The 22,533-nt window shown below is 73.2% G+C and carries 19 protein-coding genes and 2 pseudogenes; 13 read left to right on the top strand and 8 right to left on the bottom strand.

What is annotated here, in order from left to right:
• Positions 1-99: 99 nt before the first annotated feature.
• Positions 100-990 (bottom strand): helix-turn-helix domain-containing protein, encoded by an 891-nt coding sequence (locus tag ACZ5DC_RS03935; RefSeq protein WP_468649085.1) that lies wholly within the window; start codon positions 988-990, stop codon positions 100-102.
• 146 nt (positions 991-1,136) lie between these two features.
• On the opposite strand from ACZ5DC_RS03935, the gene tkt reads away from it, so the two are divergent.
• The 9 genes from tkt (at position 1,137) to ACZ5DC_RS03890 (ending at position 12,414) form a co-directional block, all read left to right on the top strand.
• Complete coding sequence (tkt, locus tag ACZ5DC_RS03930) at positions 1,137-3,212, top strand: transketolase (RefSeq protein WP_468649083.1); 2,076 nt, start codon at positions 1,137-1,139, stop codon at positions 3,210-3,212.
• Between the two features lie 60 nt (positions 3,213-3,272).
• The gene (tal, locus tag ACZ5DC_RS03925; protein ID WP_366752418.1) at positions 3,273-4,418 is read left to right on the top strand and encodes a transaldolase; all 1,146 of its coding nucleotides are present in this window, start codon (positions 3,273-3,275) and stop codon (positions 4,416-4,418) included.
• Positions 4,415-6,004: a glucose-6-phosphate dehydrogenase gene (gene zwf / locus ACZ5DC_RS03920; RefSeq protein ID WP_468649081.1), complete on the top strand. Its 1,590-nt coding sequence runs from the start codon at positions 4,415-4,417 to the stop codon at positions 6,002-6,004. The genes tal and zwf overlap by 4 nt, the downstream gene beginning before the upstream one ends.
• Positions 6,001-6,927, top strand: a complete 927-nt coding sequence (gene opcA, locus ACZ5DC_RS03915; protein WP_468649079.1) for a glucose-6-phosphate dehydrogenase assembly protein OpcA — start codon at positions 6,001-6,003, stop codon at positions 6,925-6,927. Before zwf ends, opcA begins: the two co-directional genes overlap by 4 nt.
• A 1-nt stretch (position 6,928) precedes the next feature.
• Positions 6,929-8,581 (top strand): glucose-6-phosphate isomerase, encoded by a 1,653-nt coding sequence (gene pgi, locus ACZ5DC_RS03910; RefSeq protein ID WP_468649077.1) that lies wholly within the window; start codon positions 6,929-6,931, stop codon positions 8,579-8,581.
• 2 nt (positions 8,582-8,583) lie between these two features.
• On the top strand, positions 8,584-9,462 hold the full coding sequence (gene gnd, locus ACZ5DC_RS03905) for a phosphogluconate dehydrogenase (NAD(+)-dependent, decarboxylating) (protein WP_468649075.1): 879 nt from the start codon (positions 8,584-8,586) through the stop codon (positions 9,460-9,462).
• A 6-nt stretch (positions 9,463-9,468) separates the two neighbouring features.
• Complete coding sequence (locus ACZ5DC_RS03900; RefSeq protein WP_468649073.1) at positions 9,469-10,056, top strand: histidine phosphatase family protein; 588 nt, start codon at positions 9,469-9,471, stop codon at positions 10,054-10,056.
• 122 nt (positions 10,057-10,178) lie between these two features.
• Positions 10,179-11,642: a membrane-associated oxidoreductase gene (locus ACZ5DC_RS03895; RefSeq protein WP_468649071.1), complete on the top strand. Its 1,464-nt coding sequence runs from the start codon at positions 10,179-10,181 to the stop codon at positions 11,640-11,642.
• 106 nt (positions 11,643-11,748) lie between these two features.
• Positions 11,749-12,414: a TetR/AcrR family transcriptional regulator gene (locus ACZ5DC_RS03890; RefSeq protein ID WP_468649069.1), complete on the top strand. Its 666-nt coding sequence runs from the start codon at positions 11,749-11,751 to the stop codon at positions 12,412-12,414.
• Positions 12,415-12,496: 82 nt separating this feature from the next.
• On the opposite strand, the gene ACZ5DC_RS03885 is transcribed toward ACZ5DC_RS03890, so the two are convergent.
• Positions 12,497-13,087, bottom strand: coding sequence for a TetR/AcrR family transcriptional regulator (locus ACZ5DC_RS03885; protein WP_468649067.1), 591 nt, complete (start codon positions 13,085-13,087; stop codon positions 12,497-12,499).
• 102 nt (positions 13,088-13,189) lie between these two features.
• Between ACZ5DC_RS03885 and ACZ5DC_RS03880 the strand changes: the two genes are divergently transcribed.
• Positions 13,190-14,068 carry an NAD(P)-dependent oxidoreductase gene (locus ACZ5DC_RS03880; RefSeq protein ID WP_468649065.1) on the top strand — a complete coding sequence of 293 codons (879 nt, stop codon included), beginning with the start codon at positions 13,190-13,192 and terminating at the stop codon, positions 14,066-14,068.
• Between the two features lie 29 nt (positions 14,069-14,097).
• On the opposite strand, the gene ACZ5DC_RS03875 is transcribed toward ACZ5DC_RS03880, so the two are convergent.
• Positions 14,098-14,535: a PPOX class F420-dependent oxidoreductase gene (locus tag ACZ5DC_RS03875; protein WP_468649063.1), complete on the bottom strand. Its 438-nt coding sequence runs from the start codon at positions 14,533-14,535 to the stop codon at positions 14,098-14,100.
• Positions 14,536-14,626: 91 nt separating this feature from the next.
• Here ACZ5DC_RS03875 and ACZ5DC_RS03870 point away from each other — a divergent pair, with 91 nt between their 5' ends.
• Positions 14,627-14,977 carry a hypothetical protein gene (locus tag ACZ5DC_RS03870; protein ID WP_468649061.1) on the top strand — a complete coding sequence of 117 codons (351 nt, stop codon included), beginning with the start codon at positions 14,627-14,629 and terminating at the stop codon, positions 14,975-14,977.
• A gap of 64 nt (positions 14,978-15,041) precedes the next feature.
• Positions 15,042-16,265, top strand: a complete 1,224-nt coding sequence (locus ACZ5DC_RS03865) for a serine hydrolase domain-containing protein (protein WP_468649059.1) — start codon at positions 15,042-15,044, stop codon at positions 16,263-16,265.
• 12 nt (positions 16,266-16,277) lie between these two features.
• Here the strand turns inward: ACZ5DC_RS03865 and ACZ5DC_RS03860 are convergent, their stop codons facing one another.
• The 4 genes and pseudogenes from ACZ5DC_RS03860 to ribA form a co-directional block, all read right to left on the bottom strand.
• Complete coding sequence (locus tag ACZ5DC_RS03860) at positions 16,278-17,435, bottom strand: saccharopine dehydrogenase family protein (RefSeq protein WP_468649057.1); 1,158 nt, start codon at positions 17,433-17,435, stop codon at positions 16,278-16,280.
• Positions 17,432-18,490, bottom strand: coding sequence for a saccharopine dehydrogenase (locus ACZ5DC_RS03855; protein ID WP_468649055.1), 1,059 nt, complete (start codon positions 18,488-18,490; stop codon positions 17,432-17,434). Before ACZ5DC_RS03855 ends, ACZ5DC_RS03860 begins: the two co-directional genes overlap by 4 nt.
• Positions 18,487-19,589, bottom strand: a pseudogene (locus tag ACZ5DC_RS03850) (NAD(P)/FAD-dependent oxidoreductase). Before ACZ5DC_RS03850 ends, ACZ5DC_RS03855 begins: the two are co-directional and overlap by 4 nt.
• Before the next feature lie 120 nt (positions 19,590-19,709).
• Positions 19,710-20,381 (bottom strand): GTP cyclohydrolase II, encoded by a 672-nt coding sequence (gene ribA / locus ACZ5DC_RS03845; protein ID WP_468649053.1) that lies wholly within the window; start codon positions 20,379-20,381, stop codon positions 19,710-19,712.
• A gap of 38 nt (positions 20,382-20,419) precedes the next feature.
• Here ribA and ACZ5DC_RS03840 point away from each other — a divergent pair, with 38 nt between their 5' ends.
• Positions 20,420-21,196: a creatininase family protein gene (locus tag ACZ5DC_RS03840; RefSeq protein ID WP_468649051.1), complete on the top strand. Its 777-nt coding sequence runs from the start codon at positions 20,420-20,422 to the stop codon at positions 21,194-21,196.
• Positions 21,197-21,396: 200 nt separating this feature from the next.
• Here the strand turns inward: ACZ5DC_RS03840 and ACZ5DC_RS03835 are convergent.
• Positions 21,397-22,254: pseudogene (locus tag ACZ5DC_RS03835) on the bottom strand (lysylphosphatidylglycerol synthase transmembrane domain-containing protein); the annotation flags it as partial.
• Between the last annotated feature and the right edge of the window lie 279 nt (positions 22,255-22,533).

Below are 22,533 nucleotides of genomic sequence, written 5' to 3'. Positions count from 1 at the left end.
GTCGGCCTCCGGCGCCGCCGTCATGCGGCCCCACCGGCCGTGCCCGCACGAGGCGCGCCGGATCCGGCACCGGGCGAACGCCCCCGTCCACGCAGGCGCTCAGCGCAGCTCCGCCCGGAACGCCACCGGTGTCTGCCCGGTGTGCAGGTGGAAGAACTTCGAGAAGTTCGCCGCGTCGGGGAAGCCCACGGCCACCCCGACGCGGCCGATCGGCAGGTCCGTGTGGGCGAGGAGGCGCTTGGCCTCCAGGACGACGCGCTTGTCGATGAAGCCCTTGGGCGTCTCGCCGGTGGCCGCGCGGACGGCGCGGACGAGGGTGCGGCGGGAGTAACCGAGGGCGTCGGCGTAGGCGCTGACGCTGTGGTTGGTGGGGAAGCCTCGCTCGACGGCGTCCCGGAAGCGGGTGAAGGTGCTGTCGGTGTGCTGCCGGGAGGTCTCGGCCGCGCTGGTGGCGAGATGGGCGAGGCGCAGCAGGCACGCGGTCAGACTGTGCCGCAGGACCGCCGTGTGCAGGCCGGGCGGGAGCGTCTCGGCGTCCTCGTACTCGCGGCGCAGCTGGTCGAGGGCCGCGTGGAGCCCGGCCAGCTGCGCGGGGTCGGGGTGCAGCAGCGGCGGCAGGTCGTAGCGGTACAGGCCGGCGGCCTCGACGGTGGCGCGGGGCAGGAAGCCGGGCTGCATGGTCAGGACGGTTCCGCGGTACACGGTGTCGCGGGAGAACCGGTGGACCTGTCCGGGGCGGATCCACAGGAGGTCTCCGGCGGCGGCCTCGTACTCGGCGAAGTCGATCATGTGCCGTACCGGGCCGCCGGTGAAGAGCATGACGACGTGGAAGTCGATACGGTGGACGCGGTGCAGGGGGGCGTCGACGTGCCAGCGGTGGTCGGTGCCCATCGGGCCGATCTGCATGCCGACGCCGCCGACGGCCAGATCGGCCGGGAAGGGGAACGTTCTGATCACGTCACCCTCAGCTTGGTGTCTTATGCCCGTCATGCCCGGTTCTTCCTCTCTCTGTCGCGTGATCACTGTCCCAGATTCACCACAGGCTGACACACCCCGACCTTTCCCCGAAAAAGTCAGACTTTTAAGTTTGAACGCGTCCGGCCAGCCATCCCGCACTGAACGAGGACTTCTTGAAGATGACTACGCAGACTTCCGAGAGCTTCGAGTGGACCGACCTCGACCGGCGTGCCGTGGATACCGCCCGGATTCTGGCGGCAGACGCGGTGCAGAAGGTGGGCAACGGACACCCGGGCACCGCGATGAGCCTGGCGCCTGCCGCGTACACGATCTTTCAGAAGGTGATGCGACACGACCCGGCCGACCCGGAGTGGACCGGCCGTGACCGGTTCGTCCTCTCCCCCGGCCACACCTCGCTGACCCTCTACACGCAGCTGTTCCTCGCCGGCTACGAGCTGGAGCTGGACGACCTGAAGGCCTTCCGCACGCACGGCTCGAAGACCCCGGGCCACCCCGAGTACGGGCACACCGCGGGCGTGGAGACCACCACCGGCCCGCTCGGCCAGGGCGTCGCCAACGCCGTCGGCATGGCGATGGCCGCCCGCTACGAGCGCGGCCTGTTCGACCCGGAGGCCCCCGCCGGCACCTCCCCCTTCGACCACACCGTCTGGGCCATCGTCTCCGACGGCGACCTGGAGGAGGGCGTCTCCGCCGAGGCCTCCTCGCTCGCCGGCCACCAGAAGCTCGGCAACCTGGTCTTCCTCTACGACGACAACCACATCTCCATCGAGGGCGACACCGCGACCGCCTTCTCGGAGGACGTGCTGGGGCGGTACGCGGCCTACGGCTGGCACACCCAGCGCGTCGAGCCCACCGCCGAGGGTGACATCGACGTCCCCGCCCTCCACGCCGCGCTGAAGGCCGCCCAGGCCGAGACCGAGCGGCCCTCGATCATCGCGATGCGCACGATCATCGCCTGGCCGGCCCCGAACGCCCGGAACACCGAGGCCGCGCACGGCTCCGCGCTCGGCGAGGACGAGATCGCCGCCACCAAGCGCCTCCTCGGGTTCGACCCGGAGCAGACCTTCGAGGTGGCCGACGACGTCCTGAAGCACACCCGGCGGGCCCTGGACCGGGGTGCCGAGGCGCACGCGGCCTGGGACAAGCGGATCGCCGAGTGGCGTGCCGCGAGCCCCGAGCGGGCCGCGCTGTTCGACCGCGTCAGCAAGGGCGAGCTGCCCGAGGGCTGGGAGGAGAGCATCCCGGTCTTCGAGGAGGGCAAGTCCGTCGCCACCCGCGCCGCCTCCGGCAAGGTGCTCCAGGCGCTCGGCCCGGTCCTGCCCGAGCTGTGGGGCGGTTCCGCCGACCTCGCCGGATCGAACAACACCACCATCGACAAGACCAGCTCCTTCCTGCCCGAGGGCAACCCGCTGCCCGGGGCCGACCCGTACGGCCGTACCGTGCACTTCGGCATCCGCGAGTTCTCCATGGCCGCGGAGATGAACGGCATCGCCCTGCACGGCAACACCCGGATCTACGGCGGCACCTTCCTGGTGTTCTCCGACTACATGCGCAACGCCGTGCGGATGGCGGCGCTGATGCAGCTGCCGGTGACGTACGTGTGGACGCACGACTCCATCGGCCTCGGCGAGGACGGCCCCACCCACCAGCCGGTCGAGCACCTGGCCTCGCTGCGCGCCATCCCGGGCCTGAACGTCGTCCGCCCGGCGGACGCCAACGAGACCGCGGTCGTCTGGGCCGAGATCCTGAAGAGGCACGCCACGCACCCCGCCCCGCACGGGCTCGCGCTCACCCGCCAGGGCGTGCCGGTGTACGCGCCGGACCCGGACGCGGCCAAGGGCGGCTACGTGCTGCGCGAGTCCTCGACGGAGGTCCCGGAGGTGATCATCATCGCGACGGGCTCCGAGGTGCAGCTGGCCGTGGCCGCGCGGGAGCGGCTGGAGGCCGAGGGGATCGGCACGCGCGTGGTGTCCATGCCGTCCGTGGAGTGGTTCGAGGAGCAGCCGCGCGAGTACCGCGAGCGGGTGCTGCCGCCGGCCGTGAAGGCCCGGGTCGCCGTCGAGGCCGGCATCGGCCTGACCTGGTACCGGTTCGTCGGTGACGCCGGACGCATCGTCTCGCTGGAGCACTTCGGCGCCTCCGCCGACGCCAAGACCCTGTTCGCCGAGTTCGGCTTCACCCCCGAGAACGTCGCCGCGGCGGCCCGCGAGTCGCTCGCCGCCACGCGCGCCTGAACCGACGCACCACCGAACACACCAAGCACACCGACGCACCGAAGACGCACGACAAGAGAGATGAGCACAGTGACCGAAGCAATCCCCACCCCGGGAGCCCTCAAGCGCCTCGCCGACGAGGGGGTGTCGATCTGGCTGGACGACCTGTCCCGCAAGCGGATCACCTCGGGCAGCCTCGCCGAGCTGGTGGCGAGCGGAAGTGCCGTCGGTGTCACCACCAACCCGTCCATCTTCCAGGCCGCCATCGGCTCCGGTGAGGGCTACGAGGAGCAGCTGACCGACCTCGCCGTGCGCGGGGTGACGGTCGACGAGGCCGTACGGATGATGACGACCGCCGACGTGCGGGACGCCGCCGACGTCCTGCGTCCCGTGTACGACGCCTCGGGCGGCCGTGACGGCCGCGTCTCCATCGAGGTCGACCCCCGGCTCGCCCACGAGACCGAGGCCACCGTCGCCGAGGCCAAGCAGCTGGCCTGGCTGGTCGACCGGCCCAACGTGATGATCAAGATACCGGCGACCAAGGCGGGCCTGCCGGCGATCACCGAGGTCATCGGGCTCGGCATCAGCGTCAACGTGACCCTGATCTTCTCCCTGGAGCGCTACCGCGAGGTCATGGCCGCCTACCTGGCCGGCCTGGAGAAGGCCCGCGAGCGGGGCGTCGACCTCGCCACGATCCACTCCGTGGCGTCCTTCTTCGTCTCCCGCGTGGACAGCGAGATCGACAAGCGGCTGACCGCCCTCGGCACCGACGAGGCCCTCGCCCTCAAGGGCCGCGCGGCCCTCGCCAACGCCCGCCTCGCCTACGAGGCGTACGAGGAGGTCTTCGCCTCCGGCCGCTGGGCGGCGCTCGCCGCGGACGGGGCGAACAAGCAGCGCCCGCTGTGGGCGTCCACCGGTGTGAAGGACCCCGCCTACAAGGACACCCTGTACGTGGACGAGCTGGTCGCGCCGGGCACCGTCAACACCATGCCGGAGGCCACGCTCAAGGCGGTCGCCGACCACGGCGAGATCACCGGTGACACGGTGACCGGCGGCTACGCGCAGGCCCGTGCCGACCTGGCCGCCATCGAGCGGCTCGGCATCTCCTACGACGAGGTCGTCCGGCAGCTGGAGAACGAGGGTGTCGCCAAGTTCGAGGTGGCCTGGCAGGACCTCCTGGACGCCGTTGCGAAGTCCCTGAAGAGCAAGGGAGTTGACGCCCGATGACCGAGAACGCACCCGCCCAGGCGCCCGCACCCGAGGAGGTGCGCGTGCCGGTGGCCCCGGCCGCCGACTGGGTGAACCCGCTGCGGGACGCCCAGGACCGCCGGCTGCCCCGCATCGCCGGGCCGTCGGGCCTGGTCATCTTCGGGGTGACCGGCGACCTGTCCCGCAAGAAGCTGATGCCGGCCGTGTACGACCTGGCCAACCGCGGCCTGCTGCCGCCGGGCTTCTCCCTCGTCGGGTTCGCCCGCCGGGACTGGGCCGACCAGGACTTCGCGCAGGTCGTGCACGACGCCGTGAAGGAGCACGCCCGCACCCCGTTCCGCGAGGAGGTGTGGCAGCAGCTCGCCGAGGGCATGCGGTTCATCCCCGGCGACTTCGACGACGACACCGCGTTCAAGCAGCTGAAGGACGCCGTCGACGAGCTGGACTCCTCCCGGGGCACCGGCGGCAACTTCGCCTTCTACCTCTCGGTGCCGCCGAAGTTCTTCCCGAAGGTCGTGCAGCAGCTGAAGAAGCACGGCCTGGCCAGCCCGCCGGAGGGTTCCTGGCGGCGCGCGGTCATCGAGAAGCCGTTCGGGCACGACCTGGACAGCGCGCGTGAGCTGAACACGATCGTGCACGAGGTGTTCGAGCCGGACCAGGTGTTCCGGATCGACCACTACCTCGGCAAGGAGACCGTCCAGAACATCCTGGCGCTGCGCTTCGCCAACCAGATGTACGAGCCGATCTGGAACCGGTCGTACGTCGACCACGTGCAGATCACGATGGCCGAGGACATCGGCATCGGCGGCCGGGCCGGCTACTACGACGGCATCGGCGCCGCCCGGGACGTCATCCAGAACCACCTGCTCCAGCTGATGGCGCTGACCGCCATGGAGGAGCCGATCGCGTTCGACGCGGAGGCGCTGCTCACCGAGAAGCTGAAGGTGCTGAAGTCGGTGCGGCTGCCGGAGGACCTGGGCCGGCACACCGTGCGCGGCCAGTACGCGGCCGGCTGGCAGGGCGGCGAGAAGGTCGTCGGCTACCTCCAGGAGGACGGCATCGACCCCAAGTCGAAGACCGACACCTTCGCCGCGATCAAGCTGGGCATCGACAACCGCCGCTGGGCGGGCGTCCCCTTCTACCTGCGCACCGGCAAGCGGCTCGGCCGCCGGGTCACCGAGATCGCGGTCGTCTTCAAGCGGGCCCCGCACTCGCCGTTCGACTCCACCGCCACCGAGGAGCTGGGGCAGAACGCGATCGTCATCCGCGTCCAGCCGGACGAGGGCATGACCGTGCGGTTCGGCTCGAAGGTGCCGGGCACGTCGATGGAGATCCGGGACGTCTCGATGGACTTCGCCTACGGCGAGTCGTTCACCGAGTCGAGCCCGGAGGCGTACGAGCGGCTCATCCTGGACGTACTGCTCGGCGACGCCAACCTGTTCCCCCGCCACCAGGAGGTGGAGGAGTCCTGGAAGATCCTCGACCCGATCGAGGACTACTGGGCGTCGCACGGCAGGCCGGCGCAGTACGCGTCGGGCAGCTGGGGACCGAGTGAAGCCGACGAGATGCTCGCACGAGACGGACGGAGCTGGCGCAGGCCATGAAGATCGACCTGACCGACACCACGGCAAGCAAGATCAACAAGGCGTTGGTGCAGGGCCGCCGCGCCATCGGGACGCCCGCCGTGGGCATGGTCCTGACGATGGTCATCGTCACGGACGAGGAGAACGCCTACGACTCGATCAAGGCGGCCGAGGAGGCCTCGCACGAGCACCCCTCGCGCACCCTGGTCGTCATCCGCAGGCAGGCCCGCACCCTGCGCGACCGCACCCACTCGCGGCTGGACGCCGAGGTCCGGGTCGGCTCGGAGGCCGGCACCGGCGAGACGGTGGTGCTGCGCACCTACGGCGAGGTGTCCGACCACGCCGACTCGGTGGTGCTGCCGCTGCTGCTGCCGGACGCCCCGGTGGTCGTGTGGTGGCCGGTGGACGCGCCCGAGGCTCCGTCCAAGGACCCGCTGGGCGCGCTCGCCCAGCGCCGGATCACCGACCTGTACGCCGTCGAGCGGCCGCTGGAGGTCCTGGACGCCCGGGCCCGCACCTACGCCCCCGGCGACACCGACCTGGCCTGGACCCGGCTGACCCTGTGGCGGTCGATGCTGGCCGCCGCCATGGACCAGGCCCGCGTGAAGGTGACCTCGGCGGCCGTCGAGGCCGAGGCCGACAACCCCAGCGCCGAGCTGCTCGCCCGCTGGCTCCAGGTCCGCCTGGGCGTCCCGGTGGACCGGGTGCACAGCGCCGGCCCCTTCGTGACGACCGTACGCCTCGGCACGGCGAACGGCGAGATCGTCGTCGACCGCCCCGAGGGCCCGCTGGCCACGCTGACCCTGCCGGGCCAGCCGCCGCGCACCCTCGCCCTGAAGGTCCGCCCCACCTCCGAACTGATCGCCGAGGAACTGCGCCGCCTCGACGCGGACGAGATGTACGCCATCGCCCTCCAGGGCGAGGGCACCAAGGAGAACGCCTGAGATGGCCGAGTACCCCAAGCTCACCCACCGGCCCGAGTGGACGGCCCTCGCCGACCACCGCGCCCAGGGCCAGCCGCACCTGCGCGAGCTGTTCGCGGCGGACCCCGGCCGCGCCGAGCGGTACGTCGTGCGGGTCGGTGACCTGCACATCGACTACAGCAAGCAGCTGATCACCGACGAGACCCTGGCCCTGCTCCAGGAACTCGCCACCGCCACCGGCGTGTTCGCGCTGCGGGACGCCATGTTCCGCGGCGAGAAGATCAACCTCACCGAGCGGCGGGCGGTGCTGCACACCGCGCTGCGCGCCTCCCGGGACGCGGTGGTCGAGGTCGACGGCGAGAACGTCGTGCCGAAGGTGCACGCCGTGCTCGACAAGATGGCCGGCTTCGCCGAGCGGGTCCGCTCCGGCGAGTGGACCGGGCACACCGGCCGGCGCATCAGGAACGTCGTCAACATCGGCATCGGCGGCTCCGACCTCGGCCCCGCCATGGCCTACGAGGCGCTGCGCCCGTACACCGCGCGGGAGTTGACGTTCCGGTTCGTGTCGAACGTGGACGGCTCCGACCTGCACGAGGCCACCCGGGACCTGGACCCGGCCGAGACGCTGTTCATCGTGGCGTCCAAGACGTTCACCACGATCGAGACCATCACCAACGCCACCTCCGCCCGCTCCTGGCTGCTGAACGGACTGGACGGCGACGAGAAGGCCGTGGCCAAGCACTTCGTGGCGCTGTCCACGAACGCGGAGAAGGTCACCGAGTTCGGCATCGACCCGGACAACATGTTCGAGTTCTGGGACTGGGTCGGCGGCCGCTACTCCTACGACTCCGCCATCGGCCTCTCCCTGATGATCGCCATCGGCCCGGACCGGTTCCGCGAGATGCTGGACGGCTTCCGGATCGTCGACGACCACTTCCGCACCGCGCCCGCCGAGGCCAACGCGCCGCTGCTGCTGGGCCTGCTGGGCATCTGGTACGACAACTTCTACGACGCCCAGACCCACGCGGTGCTGCCGTACTCGCACTACCTGTCGAAGTTCACCGCGTACCTCCAGCAGCTGGACATGGAGTCCAACGGCAAGTCGGTGCAGCGCGACGGCAACCCGGTGGAGTGGCAGACCGGCCCGGTGGTCTGGGGCACCCCGGGCACCAACGGCCAGCACGCCTACTACCAGTTGATCCACCAGGGCACCAAGCTCATCCCGGCCGACTTCATCGGCTTCGCCCGGCCCATCGGCGAACTGAGCGAGGAACTCAAGGCCCAGCACGACCTGTTGATGGCCAACTTCTTCGCCCAGACCCAGGCCCTGGCCTTCGGCAAGACCGCCGAGGAGGTCCGCGCGGAGGGCGTGGCCGAGGAGCAGGTCGCGCACCGCACCTTCCGCGGCGACCACCCCACCACCACGATCCTCGCCACCGAGCTGACCCCGTCGGTGCTCGGCCAGCTGATCGCCCTCTACGAGCACAAGGTGTTCGTCCAGGGCGCGGTGTGGAACATCGACTCCTTCGACCAGTGGGGCGTGGAGCTGGGCAAGGTGCTCGCCAAGCGCGTCGAACCGGCCCTCACCGAAGGCGCGGACGTGCCGGGTCTCGACCCGTCCACCACCGCCCTCGTCGCCGCCTACCGCACTCTCAAGAACGCATCGGAGAACTGATCATGCAGCTCGGTCTCATCGGTCTAGGCAAGATGGGCGGCAACATGCGCGAGCGGATCCGCCGCGCCGGCCACACCGTCATCGGCTACGACCGCAACCCTGAGGTCTCCGACGTCAAGAGCCTCGCCGAACTGGTCGAGAAGCTCGACGCGCCCCGCCACGTGTGGGTGATGGTCCCGGCCGGCACGGCCACCCAGACCGTCATCGACGAACTCGGCGACCTGCTGTCCCCCGGCGACACCGTGATCGACGGCGGCAACTCCCGCTGGACGGACGACGAGAAGCACGCCGCCGCGCTCGGCATCAAGGGCATCGGCTTCGTCGACGCCGGTGTCTCCGGCGGTGTGTGGGGCCTGGAGAACGGCTACGCGCTCATGGTCGGCGGCGACAAGGAGAACGTGGACCGGCTCCAGCCGGTCTTCGACGCGCTCAAGCCGGACGGCCCGTACGGCTACGTCCACGCGGGCCGGGTCGGCGCCGGGCACTTCTCCAAGATGGTTCACAACGGCATCGAGTACGCCATGATGCAGGCCTACGCCGAGGGCTGGGAGCTGCTGGAGAAGGTGCACTCGGTGGAGAACGTCCGCGAGGTGTTCCGCTCCTGGCAGGAGGGCACGGTCATCCGTTCCTGGCTGCTGGACCTCGCGGTCAGCGCCCTGGACGACGACGAGCACCTGGAGAAGCTGCGCGGCTACGCGGAGGACTCCGGCGAGGGCCGCTGGACCGTCGAGGCGGCCATCGACAACGCCGTGCCGCTGCCCGCGATCACCGCGTCCCTGTTCGCCCGGTTCGCCTCGCGGCAGGACGACTCCCCGCAGATGAAGATGATCGCCGCGCTGCGCAACCAGTTCGGCGGCCACGCGGTCGAGAAGAAGGACTGACCTGCCGTGGGGGACCTCCTGCTGGTCCGCCACGGTGAGACGGAGTGGAGCCTGTCGGGACAGCACACCAGCTGGACCGACCTGCCCCTCACGGAGCACGGCGAGGAACAGGCCAAGTCCCTCGCCCCGCTCCTCACCGGACGGACCTACGCCCTGGCGCTCGCCAGCCCGCTGAGCCGCGCCCTGCGCACCGCCGAACTGGCGGGCATACCCGGGGTCGTGCCCGACCCCGACCTGCACGAATGGGACTACGGCGGCTACGAGGGCGTCACCACCGCCGAGATCCACCGTTCCCGGCCCGACTGGGACCTGTGGACCGACGGCGTGCCGCCCGGCCCCGAAGGGCACCCCGGCGAGTCGCCGCAGGAGATCGGCGCGCGCGCCGACCGGGTCCTGGCCCGCCTGTCCCCGGCCCTGGCCGAGGGCGACGTGGTCCTCGTCGCCCACGCCCACTTCCTGCGCGTGCTCACCGCGCGCCGCCTGGGCCTGCCGCCCGCCGAGGGCCGGCTGTTCCAGCTGGCCACCGGCACGGTCAGCCGTCTGTCGACGGAACACGACCGTCCGGTGATCACGGAGTGGAACGTCAGGCCGTAGCCGCACCGCACAGCCGTGTGCCCCCGGGTCCGCCGACAGCGGAGCCGGGGGCCCTCGTGTTCAACACCCCGTCCGTCCGGGCGGATTGACAGCCGCCCGCCCCTCGGGTGAGAGTCCCGCTGGTGGAGATCAGCGACCTGACGGCGGCCGAGGAGCGGGTGTGGCGGGCCTTCCCGCGCGGGGAGGCCGTGGACTTCCGGGAGTCACCCGACGAGGACCCCGCCGACGGGGCGAACCGGGGCGCCGGACGGACCGTGCGGGCCCGGGTGCTGCGGGCACTGCTCCTCGGCGGTCCGCGGCAGGACGGCGAGACGGCCGCGCTCAGTCTGGCGGGCGCCCGGATCACGGGCCGGCTGGACCTGCAGTACGCGACCGTCGACCACCCGGTGCGGCTGCGGCACTGCCACTTCGACGAGGCCCCGCGGTGCCACGCCGCCCGGCTGCGCGAACTCAACCTCAGCGAGTCCGTCCTGCCCGGACTGGTCGCCCACGCCGTGCGGGTCGACGGTGCCGTGCGGCTGACCCGGGCCCGGTGCACGGGGATCGTGCGGCTGGGCGGCGCCCGGATCGACGGCAGCCTGTACCTGGAGGGCGCCGAGGTGGCCGTGCCGGACGCGCAGGAGCCGGTGCTCCAGCTCAACCAGGCCGCGATCGGCGCCGACCTGTGGGCGCCGGGGCTGCGCACCCGCGGGCAGACACGGCTGAGCGGCGCGACCGTCGCCGGATCGGTCAACCTCGCCGAGGCCCGGCTCGACAACCCCGGGCACGCCGCGCTGGAGGCGGAGACCTTCGCCGTGGGCGGCGACATGCTGGTGCGGTACGCGCGGGTGCGCGGCTCGACGGGCCTGCGCGGCGCCCGAATAGCCGGACGGCTCGACCTGTCGTACACCGCCCTGTCGCATCCGGGCGGTTCGGCGCTGCGGGCCAGCAGCACGGCCATCGGTGAGCTGTGGCTGCGCAAGGGGCCGCCCATGGACGGCGCCCTCAACCTGCGCCGCGCGCAGATCGACGTCCTGTTCCTGGAGCCGGAGTGCGCGCCCGGCGAGGTGCTCCTCAACCACCTGTCGTACACCGCCCTGGTCCCGCACGAACCCGCCGAGCGCCGGCTGCCCGTGCTGGAGCGGGACCGCGACGGCTACACCCCGCACGCCTACGAGCAGTTGACGGCCGCCTACCGCCGCGTCGGCGACGACCACGCGGCCCGGCTGGTGCAGCTCGCCAAGCAGCGCCGGCACCGCCGCACGCTCCCCTGGTACGGCCGGCTGTGGGGCCTGGTCCAGGACGTCACCGTCGGCTACGGCTTCCGGCCGCTGCGCGCCGCCGGCTGGCTGCTGTCGCTGCTCGCGCCCGGTTCCGTCGCCTTCGCGCTGCACCACCCCCTGCCGCTGAAGGCGGGCGAGGCGCCGCCGTTCCAGCCGGTGTTCTACACGCTCGACCTGCTGCTGCCGGTGATCTCCTTCGGGCAGGACTCCGCGTTCGCGCCGCGCGGCGGCTACCAGGTGCTCGCCTACGTCCTCGTCCTCACCGGCTGGATCCTGGCGACGACGGTGATCGCCGGCGTCACCCGCGCGGTCAGCCGCCAGTGAGGCCGCGCACCCGTGCTGGGCCGCCGGGCGCCGGAGCCCTGCTTCTACAATCACCGGCACGCGTACGAGCGCGCCGCCCCGGCGCCTCACGGCCCGAAGGACAGCGATGACCAGCGTCGACGAACCGGTACGACCCGGTGGGCGGGCGCGCGACGCCGCCCGCACCAAGGCCGAGATCCTCGACGTGGCCACGCAGGAGTTCGCGCGGGCCGGCTACGACGGCGCCCGCGTGGACGAGATCGCCGCCCGCACCCGTACCACCAAGCGGATGATCTACTACTACTTCGGCGGCAAGGAGCAGCTGTTCACGGCCGTGCTGGAGCGGGCGTACGGGGTGATCCGGGACGCCGAGCAGGAGCTGGACGTGGACCACCTGGACCCGGTGGCCGCGATCCGGCGGCTGGCCGAGCTGACCTTCGACCACCACGAGCGGCACCCGGACTTCATCCGGCTGGTCAGCATCGAGAACATCCACGGCGCCGAGCACATCGCGGCCTCCGAGAAGCTGGGCGGGACCGGCTCCCCGGCGCTGGACGTGATCCGCCGCATCCTCGCCGCCGGGCAGGAGTCCGGGCTGTTCACGGCCGACGTGGACGCGGTCGACCTGCACGCGATGATCAGCTCGTTCTGCTTCTTCCGGGTCGCCAACCGGCACACGTTCGGCGCCCTGTTCGGCCGGGACCTGGTGGACCCGGCGCAGCGTCAGCACTACCGGACCATGCTCGGTGACATGGTGATCGCCTATCTGACGGCGGGGCGGGCGGCCGGCTGACGGTGTCGCGTGCGGGCGAGGGGCGCACGCGCGTGGCACGACGCCGGGGTGCGCGGAGGTCCGGCGCCACGGGCCGCCGTGTTCAGGGACCCGTGGCGGCGTCCAGCAGGGGGGCCAGTTCCTCCACGACCGTCGTGAGGGGCCGTACGTCCCGCTCGGCTCGTGCCATCAGGATGGCCCCCTCCAGCGCGCTGATCATGAGCGTGGCCAGGGACCCGGCGCGGGCCGGGGGGACGCCCATGTCCGACAGCGCTTCGGCGACCGGGCCCCGCCAGGTCGCGAACGCGGTGGCCGCCGCCTCCCGGGTCGAGTCGCCGGACGTGGCGCAGTCGACGGTGGCGGCGGCGACCGGGCATCCCGCCGCGAAGCCGTCCGCCGCGTACTCGTCGGCCCACTGGGCGGCCATCGCCGCGAACAGGCCGCTCGGCGTCGGCCGGTCGAGCCCCGCGAGGAAGCGGGCGACCCGCTTGCCCGCGTACCGGCCGGCCCACATGACCGCCTCGTTGACCAGCTGTTCCTTGCCGCCCGGGAAGTAGTGCTGGAGGGAGCCGCGCGGCGCGTCCGCGTGCGCGGCGACCTCGCGCATGCCGGTCGCGGTGACCCCCTGCCGCCGGATGAGCTGAGCCGCGCTGAACACCATCCGCTCCCGCGGTCCGCGCCGCGCCTGCGTCATCGTCGACCTCCGTTCCTCCGCCGCCACTGTATGACCGGCGTCATAGCGGCGGCTACTATGACCGTTGTCATAGTCGACCCGGGGCACGGAGGGCGGCCAGCCATGCACGTCGGATTCATCGGTCTCGGAGTGATGGGGCGGCCCATGGCCCTGCGCCTGGCGTCGGCCGGCACGCCCCTGGTGGTCTGGAACCGGACCCCGGAGCGGGCGGAGCCGCTGCGCGCGGCCGGCGCCGAGGTCGCCGAGGACGCCGGCGAGGTGTTCGCGCGGGCCGAGGTGGTGCTGCTGATGCTCGCCGACGAGGCGGCGACGGACGAGGTCCTCGGCAGGGGCACGCCCGCACTGGCAGCGCGGGTGGCGGGCCGGACCGTGGTCCACATGGGCACGACCTCGCCGGAGTACTCCCACGCCCTGGAGAGCACGATCCGCGCCGCCGGCGGCCGGTATGTCGAGGCGCCCGTCTCCGGGTCCCGGGTGCCGGCGGAACAGGGGCAGCTGGTGGCGATGCTCGCCGGGGAGGAGGCCGCCGTGGCAGCCGTACGGCCACTGCTCGCGCCGGTGTGCCGGGAGGCGTTCGCGTGCGGTGCGGTGCCGGGTGCGCTGCTGATGAAGCTGGCGGTGAACATCTTCCTGATCACCCAGGTGACCGGGCTGACCGAGGCGTTCCACTTCGCCGAGCGGCAGGGCCTGGACCGCCGGCTGTTCCTGGACGTCCTGGACGCGGGCCCGATGGCCAGCGCGGTGTCCCGGATGAAGGCGCCCAAGCTGCGCGAGCGCGACTTCGCGGTGCAGGCGGCGGCGCTGGACGTGCTCAAGAACAACCGGCTGATCGCCGAGGCCGCCCGCAAGGCCCGTATCGCCTCGCCGCTCCTCGACGTCTGCCACACCCTGTTCGAGGAGACGGTGGCGCAGGGGTACGGCGGCGAGGACATGGTCGCCGTCCTGCGGGCGATCGAGACACGGACCGCCGAGGCGCCGTGAGCGGGCGGGCGGCCGCGGGGCGCCCGGGGTCAGCCCTTCGGGATGCCGTACGCCCGCTCGACGCGCAGCCGGACCACCAGGCGGCGGTCGCGGACCATCGCGGCGCGGTAGTCGTCCCAGTCCGGGTGCTCGCCGAGGACGTCCCGGTAGAGCCGGATCAGCTCCTCGACGGTCTCGTCGTGCGGGTCGGCGGCGACCGGCGTCAGCTCGGCCGTGCCCTCGGCGACGGTGTACGCCCAGCGGTCGTCGCTGGTGACGTGGTACGAGGCGCGCGGGTCCCGGCGGAGGTTGCGGGTCTTGGCGCGGTCGTCGGTGACCGAGATCCGGATGATCCGCTCGTCGGGATCGTAGGCGTGGCTGACGTTGGACAGCTGGGGGCGCCCGTCGCGCCTGAGGGTGACCAGTACGCCGGCGTGTCCCGCGGAGAGGAGGCCGAGCAGCGCGTCCTGCGAGGAGTCCTGAGTCATACCCGGGTCAACCCCCTGCGGTTCTCCGTCCATTCCCCCGCCGCCGGTAGCAGGGGCGGGAGAACTGCTGGGCGCCGGGTGCGGCACGGTGATGGCGGCGGCCACGCAGGTGATCGTGCGGCGGGCGGGGGTGACGGTGGCCGGGGTCGCGGGCGGATTCCGGCCGCGCTGGACGTCGGCCCCCGCCGTGGGCGTGGCCTGCGCGACCGCCCTGCTGGGCACGGGCACCCGCCCCACCCTGCTCGCCCTGGCGGCCCTGACCGCGCTCGCCGTCCCGGCGGCCCTCGCGCTGCCCGCCCGCGCCCGCCCCACCCCGCCGGCAGCGAGCACGCCCCCGCGGACACCGCCCCCGGCCGGTGCCCTGCCCCTCACGCACAACGTCGAATCGATCACACCCACCCCGGATGGGCCCCTCCCGACCAGGCGTCCTGCGCGACGATGAGAGGCGGGTGCGGGCCCGCGCGGGAGTCGGGACGCATCGGGGACGACGCGACCGGAGGAGAGCGATGGGACTGCTGCGACAGGACGTGGAGCCGGCGGAGGCGGGGCTGGACGCCGAGGCGCTGGACCGCCTGGACCGGCACCTCGCCGAGCACGTCGACGCGGGACGCCTGCCCGGCTGTCTGGTGGCCGTGGCCCGCGGCGGCCGGGTCGCGCACCTGACCACGTACGGCCTGCGGGACGTGGCCGCCGGGCTGCCGGTCGAGCCGGACACGTTGTGGCGGATCTACTCGATGACCAAGCCGGTGACCGCGGTCGCCGTGCTGCTGCTGGTGCAGGAGGGCCGGCTGTCCCTGGACGACCCGCTGGAACGTCACCTCCCCGCCTTCGCCGACCCCCGTGTGTACGTGGAGGGTTCGGGCGCCGGCGTGCGCACCCGCCCGGCCGCCGGTCCGATCCTGATCCGGCATCTGCTCACCCACACCGCGGGTCTGACCTTCGGCTTCTACCACCGCCACCCGGTGGACGCGCTCTACCGCGAGGCGGGCCTGGAGTACTCGGTGCCGCCGGGCAAGGACCTCGCGGAGACCGTCGAGGTCTACGCGCGCATGCCGTTGCAGGCCGACCCGGGCACCCAGTGGAACTACTCGGTCGCCTCGAACGTGCTGGGCCGGGTGATCGAGGTGGTCTCGGGGCGGCCGCTGGACGCGTTCTTCGCCGAGCGGATCCTCGGCCCGCTCGGCATGACCGACACCGGCTTCCACATCACGCCCGAACAGGCGGGCAGGCTCGCCGAGTTGTACGGCGAGACGGACGAGGGCGGGATCGAACCGGTGCCGGGCCTGCCGGTGCGCGGCCGGCCGCGGTTCCTGTCGGGCAGCGGCGGCCTGGTGTCCTCCGCGCACGACTTCCACCGGTTCATGGAGATGCTGCGCCGCGGCGGCGAGCTGGACGGCGTACGGCTGCTCGCGCCGGGGACGCTCGCCCTGATGACCCGCAACCAGCTGCCGGGCGGGGCCACCATCCGCTCCTTCGGCGCCCCGGTCCACCGCGAACCGGCCATGGACGGCCTCGGCTTCGGCTTCAACGTCTCCGTCGTCACCGACCCGGCCCGCACCCTGGCCCCGTCCCATCTGGGCACGTACGGCTGGACCGGCGTGGCCACGACCGCGTTCTGGGTCGACCCGGCCCACGACCTGACCGTGCAGTTCATGAGCCAGGTGCGCCCGAAGAGGCTGAAGGTGTTCCCCGAGCTGCGGCGGCTGGTGCACGCGGCGGTGACGGACTGACCCGGCGGCCGGCTACTGGCCCAGGGTGAGGGTGAACTCCAGCCCGTCGTCGGCGAGTTCGGCCAGCCACCGGTCCGCGCGCTGCGCGGTCCCCGCCGCCCGGTGCAGTCCGGCCCGCAGGCTGCCGTCCAGGATGTGCCGGACGCCGAGGGCGAGCGGGCGGGAGACGCAGCGGGCCATCGCGGACTCCTCGGCGTCACCGGTCAGGTCGAGCAGGTAGGCGCCGGTCCAGGGCCGGCCCTCGCCCGCTTCGACCGTGAGGGAGACGGAGAGCACCACCCGGTCGCGGTCGGCGTCCGTGGTCGGGTGGGCCGCCGCCAGCCGCAGTGCCAGCGCGGCGATCCGCTCGTCGTCGCCCGTCGTCAGCTCCTCGAAGACGGGCTCCCACGCCTTCAGCCAGCCGTCCAGCCGGAGGGTGCCCCGGACGAAGGTGCGCGGGGTCCAGGCGGCGGGCAGCCCGTACTGGGCGACGAAGGGGATGCTGTCGCGGTTGGGGTAGGCCTCGAAGGTCTCGCCGTCCAGGACGAGCGGGCGGGTCGCCTCCCAGGGCCGGCCGGCCGTGGTCTCGACGCCGTCCTCCAGGTACCGGGCGGGCGAGCGCAGGGCGCCGAGCACACCGAGCGGCGCCCAGCTGAAGCGGTAGCGGAAGTCGTTCGGCACGGCCGGGACGCCGCCGCAGTACGAGGTGAGCCGGTAGGCGGCCGGGGTGTGCTCGCCGACGCGCGACCGGGCCCGGCCGATGAGGCTGTGCGCGAAGAGGTGGTCGATGCCCGGGTCAAGCCCGGTCTCGGCGAGCACGACCAGGCCCGCCGCCCGCGCCGTCCGCGCGTGCGCCAGCAGCTCCGGTGAGACGTAGCTGGAGCAGGCGAAGTGCGCCCCGGCCCGCACGCAGACGGCCAGCAGCCCGGCGTGCTCCGGCGCCGGCAGCATCGACACCACGACGTCGCCGGGCTCCAGTGCGGCGGCGAGGGCGTCCGGGGCGGTGAGGCCGCGGGGCTCGGCCCGTCCCGTCAGGCCGAGGCCGGCCAGCGCCCCGGCCGCACGGTCCTCGGTGCGGTGCCACAGCAGCACCCTGCCGGCCGTACGGCACAGCGCGGCGAGCCCGCTGCCGGTGGACAGGCCTGCGCCGATCCAGTGGACGGTTCCGCTCGCCGGGACACGGTCGGTCATGGGTGCGACTCCCCTTGGTGGATGCCGAGTTCACGGCAGGCCTGGTGGAACCGTTCGAGACAGCGGCCCCAGGCGCCGCCGGGGCCGAAGGCGAGCAGCTGCGGCAGCAGGGCCGCCGAGAAGTCGACGCTGGACTCCCGGGGCAGCAGCGACGGCAGGTTGTCGATGGCGATCAGGTCCAGCGGCGGCTCGGCGCGCAGGCGGCGCACGGGCTCGGCCCAGTCGGTCGTACGGTCGTAGACCGGCAGGACGTTGAACGGTCCGCCGACGTCGCAGGTGACGTCGCACAGGGTGCGCAGCCGGCGGGCCGGGGAGTCCAGGTCCTCCTCGCGCAGGAACGGCGGGACCAGGCTGGTGGCGAGGACCGCGTTCACCATCGCGTCGTGCCCGAGCAGGGCCCGCCGGTCCAGGTCGCGGGTCTCCGCCAGGTCCCAGCGGGTCGCCTCGACACCCGCCGTGCCGAAGGCCGCCGACGCGCCGCGCCCGCTGCGCCCGAGGGCGCCGATCACCAGCGCCGTGAACTCCGTGTCCCCGGCCGCCGGGCGCAGTACGGCGTCCAGGTCGTCCTTCGTCGTGGGGGTGAGCGGTGCCGCCAGCCGGCCGCGGTGCTGGAGCACGGCGAGCGCGGCGCCCAGGTACCCCGCCCAGTAACCGAAGGCGGCGAGCCGGCGGCCCTCGTCGTCCACCAGGTACTCCAGGTCGAGCAGCGCCCCGCCGCCGGCCGCGAACCGGCGCAGCAGCCCGGCGGCGCCCGGCTGCTGTTTGTAGGCGTGCCCGAAGAAGATGTGCCGGTGGACCAACTCGGCGGGTTCGTCAGGGAGTTCCTTGAGGCCGAGGATCACGGTGCCGCGGGGTGCCGCCGCCCAGGAGCCCGCCGGGGCGCGGCGGCAGCCGGCCGCCTCGTACTCCTCGGTGGGGAAGATCCGCTGCGGGGACTCCTCGACGGTGAGCGTGACCCCGCTGTCGACCAGGCGGCGGGCGTCGGCGGGGACGACGGGCGTGCGCCGTTCGGTCGTACGGGGCTCGTGGCGCAGCCACAGATGGAGCTCGGTCATACCAGGTTGGCCTCCGGGCGCGGGGCGTCGGCCGCGAACCGGCCGGCGCTCAGCGGGCTGATGTCCAGGAAGGGTACGCGGCCGAGGTACAGGTCGCGGATCACCTCGCCGACGGCGGGCCCCTGGAGGAAGCCGTGCCCGGAGAAGCCGGTCGCGTACAGGAACCGGGACACGTGCGGCGCCTCGCCGATCAGGGCGTTGTGGTCGGGGGTGTTCTCGTACAGGCCCGCCCAGCCGCCCGTGCGGGGCGCGTCGAGGAGGGCGGGGGCGCGCCGCCGCATCGCCTCGGCGAGCCGCGGGATCCACCGGTCGTGGGTGTCGGTGGCGAAGCCGGGCCGCTCGTCGGGGTCGGACATGCCGAGCAGCAGGCCGGGGCCCTCGCGGTGGAAGTACAGGCTGGTGGTGAAGTCGATGGTCATGGGCAGCGTGGGCGGCAGGCCCGGCACCGGTCCGGTGACGGCGATCTGCCGGCGCAGCGGCCGCACCGGCAGCTCCACGCCCACCATGGCGCCGACCGCGCGGGACCAGGCGCCGGCCGCGCAGATCACCGTGCCGGTCGCGATCCTGCCGAGGGGCGTGGTGACCGCGGTGACGGTGTCGCCGCGCAGTTCGATGCCGGTGACCTCGGTGCGGCGCAGGTGCGGGCGCCGTGGGCGCGGGCGGCGGTCGCGTAGCCGTGGACGACCGCCTCGGGGGTGCAGTGGCCGTCGTCCGGGGAGTACGCGGCGGCCAGCAGGCCGTCGGTGCGGATCAGCGGGGAGAGCCGGCGGGCCTCCTGCGGGGTGAGCAGGCGGCTGGGCACCCCGAGGGAGTTCTGCAGCCGCACCCCCGCCTCGAAGGAGGCCACCTGCGAGGGCGTGGAGAGCAGGAACAGGTAGCCGGCCCGGTGCAGCCCGATGTCCTGCCCGACCTCCTCGGCGAACCGGCCGAACGCCTCCAGGCTGCGCGCCCCCAGCCGGATGTTCAGCTCGTCGGAGAACTGCGCCCGCACTCCGCCCGCGGCCTTCGAGGTGGAGCCGGCGGCGAGTTCGTCCCGTTCGACGAGGACGACGTCCCGGACGCCGGCGCGCGCCAGGTGCCAGGCGATGCTCGTGCCCATCACCCCGCCGCCGACGATGACCACCTCGGCCCGAAGGTCCACGCCGCCTCCTCCACCGCGCCGTACGCCCGTCGCCTGATCCTTTCCGGTTCCCGGCCCGCCGAACCGGCGACGGGGCGTTCAGGAGCCGTGGGCGACGGCGTCCAGATGGGGCAGGTGGTGGTCCATCCGCTCCCGCTTGGTCCGCAGGTAGGTGATGTTGCTCTCGCACGGCTCGATCAGCAGCGGCACCTGCTCGGCGACCTGGACGCCGTGCCGGACCAGCGCCTCCCGCTTGCGCGGGTTGTTGGACATCAGCCGTACCGAGCGGACCCCGAGGTCGCGCAGGATCTCGGCGGCCACGCCGTAGTCGCGGGCGTCGACGGGCAGGCCCAGCGCGAGGTTCGCCTCCACCGTGTCCAGGCCCTCCGCCTGGAGCGCCATCGCGCGCAGCTTGGCGAGCAGGCCGATGCCGCGGCCCTCGTGCCCCCTCAAGTAGACGACGATGCCGCTGCCTTCGGCGGCCACCGCGCGCAGGGCGGCCTCCAGCTGGTCCCCGCACTCGCAGTGCCGGGAGCCGAACGCGTCCCCGGTCAGGCATTCCGAGTGCAGCCGGGTCAGCACGTTCTCGGTGCCGACCTCGCCGTACACCAGGGCCACTTGCTCGTCACCGCGGTCGTGGTCGAGGTAACCGACCGCCTGGAAATTCCCGTACACGGTGGGCAGCGGTGCATTCACGACGCGTTCCGCGCCGGAACGCCGCGGGGACTTCTTGCCCAGTACGCCGATGTCGACGCCGGTGTTTTCTGTCATGATCTGATTCCTCAACAGAGACGAAAGGCCGTGAAAAGATGAGTGGTTCGGGCGCGCGGACGGCGGCGTACGGGGTGGTGAGCGGCGTGCTGCCGACGGACACCACCGAGGACGTGCGGACCCGGGGGGCGGACGTGTCAGCACAGGTCGCCGTCCTTCCCGTCGGGAGCTTCGAACAGCACGGTCCGTTCCTTCCGCTGGCGACCGACACGCTGGTCGCCTGCGCCGTGGCGCGGGAGATCGCCGCCGCGTACCCGGTGCACCTCCTCCCTCCGGTGACGGTCTCCTGCTCGCACGAGCACGCGGCCTGGCCGGGGACCGTCAGCATCTCCGCCGTGACCCTCCACGCGGTGGTCTCGGACATCGCGGCGTCGCTGCGCCGTTCGGGCGTCGGCGCGCTGGTCGTCGTCAACGGGCACGGCGGCAACTACGTGCTGGGCAACGTCGTCCAGGAGGCCTCCGCGCGCGGTGAGCGGATGGCGCTGTTCCCGGCCGCCGAGGACTGGGAGGCGGCGCGGGAACGGGCCGGGGTGGTCACCTCGCTGCTCACCGACATGCACGCGGGAGAAATCGAGACCTCGATTCTGCTGCACGCTCACCCCGAATTCGTCCGCCCTGGTCACGAGTCCGCCGATTTCGTCGCCGACGACCGTCGCCATCTGCTCGCCGTGGGAATGTCCGCCTATACCGAATCGGGTGTCATCGGCCGTCCTTCCCTGGGTTCGGCGGAAAAGGGGAAGGAACTGCTGGCGAGCCTGGCGGAATCCTTCGGCCCGTATTTCCGGCTGCTCACCCCGGCGCCGGACCGGGACTGACCCCGGCCGGCGGCCGCCTGCCGACCGGGACCCGTGGGGGCGGCCCCGGTCGGCGGGCGGACGTCGGGGGCGGCGGCGGACGGTGCGGGGGCGCGCGCGGTGCGCAGGGTGCCGTACCAGCGCAGGACGAGGACCACGGCCCCGGGCAGGCTCGCCACGAAACTCAGCACGCCGTAGACGACGGCGACCGCGACACCGGTGTCCGCGCCGAGCCCCGCCGCGCCGAACGCCCACGCGGTGACGCCCTCGCGGGGGCCGAAACCGCCGACGTTCAGCGGCAGCCCCATGGCCAGCAGCGCCAGCACCGCCGGCGGCAGGAGCACCGCGACTGGAGCGGTGGAGCCGGCCACCCGGGCCGCCACGACGAACATGACCAGGTGGCCGGCCAGGACCACCGCGGAGGACAGCGCCACACCCGGCCCGCTGCGCCGGGACGCCAGTCCCCGGCGGGCCTCGCCGAGGGTCCGGCGCAGCGCGCCGCTGCGGCGGCCCGGCGGACGGTTCATCCGGACGGCGAGTACGACGGCCAGCGCGCCGGCCGCGGCCGCCACCGCGAGCGGGGCGAAGGCACGGACCTCGGCACGCACCGGCGACGGCAGGGTCAGCAGCACCGCCGCGCCCGCCACGGCCAGCGCGAGCTGCCCGGCGACCCGCTCCAGTACGACCGCCTTCACCCCGCGCCGCACGTCGCCCGCGCTCTGCCCGTGCCGGACCGCGCGGTGCACATCGCCCAGGATGCCGCCGGGCAGGGCCGCGTTCAGGAAGAGCGCCCGGTAGTAGTCGGCCACGGCCGCTCCCAGCGGCAGCCGCAGCCGCAGGCCCCGGGCCACCAGCTGCCAACGCCACGCGCTGCACACGGTGGTGACCCCGCCGATGGCCAGGGCCGCCAGCACCGACACGGTGTCGATCCGCCGCAGCCCGTCCAGCAGGGCACCGGTACCGAGCCGCCACAGGAGCGCGCCGAGGATGCCGGCCCCGACGAGGCTGCCGACGTGGGTACGGAGGGCCCGGGGGCCACGGCGCCGGGGGGCGGGGGAAGCGTGGGGCTCCGCCGGCACCGGGTCCGGCCGCGTCGCCGCCGCGCCCAGGAGGAGCGTTCGCGGCACGCGGGAGCCCACGGGCGCCGGATCGGGCGCCGCGCACGCCGGTTCCGCCGGCACCGGGTCCGGCCGCGTCGCCGCCGCGTCCGGGGTCGCCGCGTCCGTGTGAAGCTCCCGCCCCCGCGGCACGCGCGCGTGCGCGGGAGCCGAGCCGGGCGCCGCGCACGCCGGTGCCGTACGCACGCGCGTGCCGGTGTCCTCGCCCGCCGCCGACGTACGCGCGTCCGTGGCCGTGAC

The sequence above is a fragment of the Streptomyces sp. NPDC031445 genome (assembly GCF_055581365.1).
This window is presented reverse-complemented; position numbering and strand designations above follow the sequence as displayed.

What these genes read in the sequence shown, in the direction of transcription:
- ACZ5DC_RS03890 (WP_468649069.1), top strand. Translation starts at nt 11,749, where the DNA reads ATGACCAGCGTCGACGAACCGGTACGACCCGGTGGGCGGGCGCGCGAC.
- pgi (WP_468649077.1), top strand. Translation starts at nt 6,929, where the DNA reads ATGGCCGAGTACCCCAAGCTCACCCACCGGCCCGAGTGGACGGCCCTC.
- ACZ5DC_RS03885 (WP_468649067.1), bottom strand. Translation starts at nt 13,087, where the DNA reads ATGACGCAGGCGCGGCGCGGACCGCGGGAGCGGATGGTGTTCAGCGCG.
- ACZ5DC_RS03875 (WP_468649063.1), bottom strand. Translation starts at nt 14,535, where the DNA reads ATGACTCAGGACTCCTCGCAGGACGCGCTGCTCGGCCTCCTCTCCGCG.
- ACZ5DC_RS03865 (WP_468649059.1), top strand. Translation starts at nt 15,042, where the DNA reads ATGGGACTGCTGCGACAGGACGTGGAGCCGGCGGAGGCGGGGCTGGAC.
- tal (WP_366752418.1), top strand. Translation starts at nt 3,273, where the DNA reads ATGAGCACAGTGACCGAAGCAATCCCCACCCCGGGAGCCCTCAAGCGC.
- ACZ5DC_RS03855 (WP_468649055.1), bottom strand. Translation starts at nt 18,490, where the DNA reads ATGACCGAGCTCCATCTGTGGCTGCGCCACGAGCCCCGTACGACCGAA.
- gnd (WP_468649075.1), top strand. Translation starts at nt 8,584, where the DNA reads ATGCAGCTCGGTCTCATCGGTCTAGGCAAGATGGGCGGCAACATGCGC.
- ACZ5DC_RS03880 (WP_468649065.1), top strand. Translation starts at nt 13,190, where the DNA reads ATGCACGTCGGATTCATCGGTCTCGGAGTGATGGGGCGGCCCATGGCC.
- zwf (WP_468649081.1), top strand. Translation starts at nt 4,415, where the DNA reads ATGACCGAGAACGCACCCGCCCAGGCGCCCGCACCCGAGGAGGTGCGC.
- tkt (WP_468649083.1), top strand. Translation starts at nt 1,137, where the DNA reads ATGACTACGCAGACTTCCGAGAGCTTCGAGTGGACCGACCTCGACCGG.
- ACZ5DC_RS03870 (WP_468649061.1), top strand. Translation starts at nt 14,627, where the DNA reads ATGGCGGCGGCCACGCAGGTGATCGTGCGGCGGGCGGGGGTGACGGTG.
- opcA (WP_468649079.1), top strand. Translation starts at nt 6,001, where the DNA reads ATGAAGATCGACCTGACCGACACCACGGCAAGCAAGATCAACAAGGCG.
- ACZ5DC_RS03860 (WP_468649057.1), bottom strand. Translation starts at nt 17,435, where the DNA reads ATGACCGACCGTGTCCCGGCGAGCGGAACCGTCCACTGGATCGGCGCA.
- ACZ5DC_RS03935 (WP_468649085.1), bottom strand. Translation starts at nt 990, where the DNA reads ATGACGGGCATAAGACACCAAGCTGAGGGTGACGTGATCAGAACGTTC.
- ACZ5DC_RS03840 (WP_468649051.1), top strand. Translation starts at nt 20,420, where the DNA reads ATGAGTGGTTCGGGCGCGCGGACGGCGGCGTACGGGGTGGTGAGCGGC.
- ribA (WP_468649053.1), bottom strand. Translation starts at nt 20,381, where the DNA reads ATGACAGAAAACACCGGCGTCGACATCGGCGTACTGGGCAAGAAGTCC.